Source organism: Paraburkholderia kururiensis JCM 10599 = LMG 19447, assembly GCF_003986935.1.
Lineage (GTDB): Bacteria > Pseudomonadota > Gammaproteobacteria > Burkholderiales > Burkholderiaceae > Paraburkholderia > Paraburkholderia kururiensis.
In genome coordinates this window covers 1-3,078 of the sequence record NZ_RJZE01000073.1, presented here as the reverse complement: position 1 = coordinate 3,078, position 3,078 = coordinate 1, and the positions used below count along the sequence as shown (strand labels likewise).

Sequence of the window (3,078 nt, the reverse complement as noted above, 5' to 3'; positions counted from 1 at the left end):
GTAAGCGTCAAACCGAGGCCGTCTTGACGATCAGAACTTGACCTCTGAGAGCCGCTGATTCGCGAGCACGAGATCGAAGGCAGCGGGATCGAAGCTGCCGCCACACCACTCAAGGAAGTGGTCGTGTTCCTCGTGCGTCGGATCGCCGATCGCTTCGAGGAAGTCAGCATATCCCGGCACTCCGCCAACGTCTTCCGGTGGACACGCATTCTGTCCGTCCAGGCACAGCGGCCGGCGCATGTCCGGATCTGGCACGAGTGCTTTCTCGACCTTGATTCGATGCCGCCAGTTGTCGCCGTAGTCGTAGATGTAGGTGAATGACTTCAGCCCGCCCAACGCCTTCGCCAGCGTGACCCGTACTTCGTTGAGCATTGGCGGATCGCTCGGGAATCCGAAGTCATCCGGTTGACCATAGTTGGTTTCGCCGAAGACGAATTCGTGCAGGTGCCCGCCCTCCCAGCCCATGGCCAGCAGCAGCACGACATGCAGCTTGCCCAATCGGATTGAGCCGGGGACGATGATTCGTCGCCAGATTGCCGGCTTGATGTATTGCAGTTCAACGCGCAGCACGTAATCGGGCACTGGCGCCTTGACCTGGCGCAGGGAGGGCTTGCGGGTTTGGGCCATCGAATTATTACGCGGCTTGCTGCTCGACGTGTTCGGCTGGCATCAGGCGCCACGGCAGCAACTCGTCGATGCGGTTGACGGGATGATCAGCGATGCGCTCAAACACCGTGCGCAGGTAGGCAAACGGCTCGATACCGTTCAGGCGCGCCGTACCGATGAGGCTGTAGATCACCGCCGCGCTTTGGCCACCGCCATCGGAGCCCGCGAACAGATAATTGCGCCTGCCGAGGACCAGCGGCCTGATCGCGCGCTCCGCCGTATTGTTGTCCACCTCGACGCGCCCGTCTTCGCAATAGCGTGTGAGTGCGTGCCAGTGCCCCAGCGAGTATCTGATCGCCTTCGCCAGTCCCGACTTCGCCGAGACCTGTGACAGCGTGTGTTCGAACCAGGCCTTCAGCTCAGTGAGCAACGGGGCCGAGCGCTGTTGACGCGCAGACAGGCGTATGTCCGGCGTCTGGCCGCGAACCTCGCGTTCAACAACATACAGCGCCCCAATGCGACGCAGTGCTTCCTCGGCAATCGGTGAGCTGTCCAGCTTGTACAGGTCGTAGAACTTGCGCCGCGCATGCGCCCAGCATCCGGCCTCGATGACCGTGCCGTCACGATACAGGGCGTCATACCCGCTGAAGGCATCTGCCTGCAGGATTCCCGTGTAGCCCGCCAGATGTTCCCGAGGTCGCTCACCTTTGCGGTCGGGCGAGTACCTGTACCAGACTGCTGGTGGCGCACGGCTTCCTGCCGGGCGGTCATCTCGCACGTAGGTCCACAGGCGCGCTGTGCGTGTCTTGCCACGCCCCGGCTCCAGCACAGGCACGGGCGTGTCGTCGGTATGGATCTTGTCTGTGGCGCGCACGTAACGGCCGAGTGCATCGGACAGCGGATGCAGCAGCGCAGCCGCTTCACGCACCCACGAAGCCAGTGTTGCCCGGTCCAGTTCGATGCCCGCGCGGCGATAGATCCCGGCCTGCCGGTATAGCGGCGTATGGTCAGCGTACTTCGCGACGACCACCTGCGCGAGCAGCCCGGCACCCGCCATCCCGCGTGCTATCGGCCGCGAAGGTGCCGGCTCCTGCACCACTGCAGCACATCGCGGGCAGCTCAGCTTCGGACGTACGTGACGCAGTACCTTGAAGTAGCCGGGCACATAGTCGAGCATCTCCGAGACGTCTTCACCGAGCGCGCGCATCTGTTGCCCACACTCCATGCATCCACAATCCGTCGGTGCATGAACAACAGTTTCGCGGGGAAGATGGGCGGGGAAGTGCCGTGGCTTGCGGCGCAGCGGAACAACTTTCGTTGTGGCCAACGTATCCGCAGTCGCGTCGGCATCGGGCACCTTCGCCGTTGCGGCCATGGCCGATTCAGGAACGGGAAGCTCGCCGAGCGCGAGCTGCAACTGGTCCATCAGTTCGGTCATGCGCTCAGATGAGCGGCCATACTGCCATCGCTTCAGTCGCGAGATCTCGGCCAGCAACTGCGCGATGGTCTCGTCGCGCGAGGCAACGATGCGCTTGAGGGCGACGATGTCATCGGGCAGATGGCTGGCTGGCATGCATGCCAGTGTAAATGAAGCCCACGCGCTTGTGGGTTTCCGCACCCTGCGTTATGCCGCGTGCGTCGGCTGCCACGTCCGCTCGGGATGCCGCCAGTCAATCCCTTCGAGCAGCATCGACAGTTGGGCGGCTGACAGATGGACTGTTCCCGAGTCCGCCTGCGGCCACACGAAGCGCCCACGCTCGAGTCGTTTCGCGTACAGGTTCATGCCGTCGCCGCTCCACCATAAAATCTTGATGAGGTCACCGCGACGCCCGCGAAACAGGAAGATGTGCCCCGAGAAGGGATCACGACCGAGCGCTGACTGCACCAGCGCGGCAAGTCCATCCATGCCACGGCGCATATCGGTAACGCCCGCTGCCAGCCACACGCGCGTACCGCCTGGCGGCGCAATCATGCTGGCATCAGGCAGCGCAGCACGAGGCGCAACTGCACGGGGTCGACCATGCCCGTGACGCGTACACGGGCACCGTTCAGTTCGATCTCGATGCCCGACGCTGCCGGTACGCTCTCGCGATGTGGCTCGACAGGCTGTAGAGCGAGCGACGCCGGCTCTGCGCTCTCGCCGGTCGGTGCATCCGGTAGCGCTACGGGCAGCAACACCGCTGTGCTGTTCGCCACCCCTTCAAACAGGCCCGCCCGCAGTTGCCGGCGCCACTTGAACACCATGTTGGGATTCAGTCCGTGCGCCTGCGCGAGCTTGGCCACCGAAATACCCGGCTCGCACGCCGCGACGGCAACTTGCCGTCGGTACTCTGGTGTGTAATTCGGTCGGCCCTTGCGGTTCGATGATCGCGCATTCCGTGTGTCCAAAGTAGTCCCCACCACTTGAAGTAACGGGCATCACTTTGGACACAGGCTTCAGCTCTGTCCATGCGGCCATCAAATGACGCATAC

The 3,078-nt window shown here is 63.3% G+C and carries 4 protein-coding genes; all 4 read right to left on the bottom strand.

The window, feature by feature from the left end; all coding sequences use genetic code 11:
* Window positions 1–30: 30 nt before the first annotated feature.
* From PKKP23_RS33165 to tnpA, 4 genes are read right to left on the bottom strand one after another with little or no spacing between them, the layout of a single operon-like run.
* Complete coding sequence (locus PKKP23_RS33165; RefSeq protein WP_126880052.1) at window positions 31–627, bottom strand: plasmid pRiA4b ORF-3 family protein; 597 nt, start codon at window positions 625–627, stop codon at window positions 31–33.
* A 7-nt stretch (window positions 628–634) separates the two neighbouring features.
* Window positions 635–2,179 carry an IS66 family transposase gene (tnpC, locus tag PKKP23_RS33160; RefSeq protein WP_126880051.1) on the bottom strand — a complete coding sequence of 515 codons (1,545 nt, stop codon included), beginning with the start codon at window positions 2,177–2,179 and terminating at the stop codon, window positions 635–637.
* A gap of 51 nt (window positions 2,180–2,230) precedes the next feature.
* Window positions 2,231–2,578: an IS66 family insertion sequence element accessory protein TnpB gene (gene tnpB / locus PKKP23_RS33155; RefSeq protein ID WP_074295443.1), complete on the bottom strand. Its 348-nt coding sequence runs from the start codon at window positions 2,576–2,578 to the stop codon at window positions 2,231–2,233.
* Window positions 2,575–3,006, bottom strand: coding sequence for an IS66-like element accessory protein TnpA (gene tnpA, locus PKKP23_RS33150; RefSeq protein ID WP_240659278.1), 432 nt, complete (start codon window positions 3,004–3,006; stop codon window positions 2,575–2,577). Before tnpA ends, tnpB begins: the two co-directional genes overlap by 4 nt.
* Window positions 3,007–3,078: the final 72 nt, after the last annotated feature.

Excerpts from the sequence above, each read along its gene's own strand:
- PKKP23_RS33165 (WP_126880052.1), bottom strand. The coding sequence starts at position 627 with ATGGCCCAAACCCGCAAGCCCTCCCTGCGCCAGGTCAAGGCGCCAGTG.
- tnpC (WP_126880051.1), bottom strand. The coding sequence starts at position 2,179 with ATGCCAGCCAGCCATCTGCCCGATGACATCGTCGCCCTCAAGCGCATC.
- tnpB (WP_074295443.1), bottom strand. The coding sequence starts at position 2,578 with ATGATTGCGCCGCCAGGCGGTACGCGCGTGTGGCTGGCAGCGGGCGTT.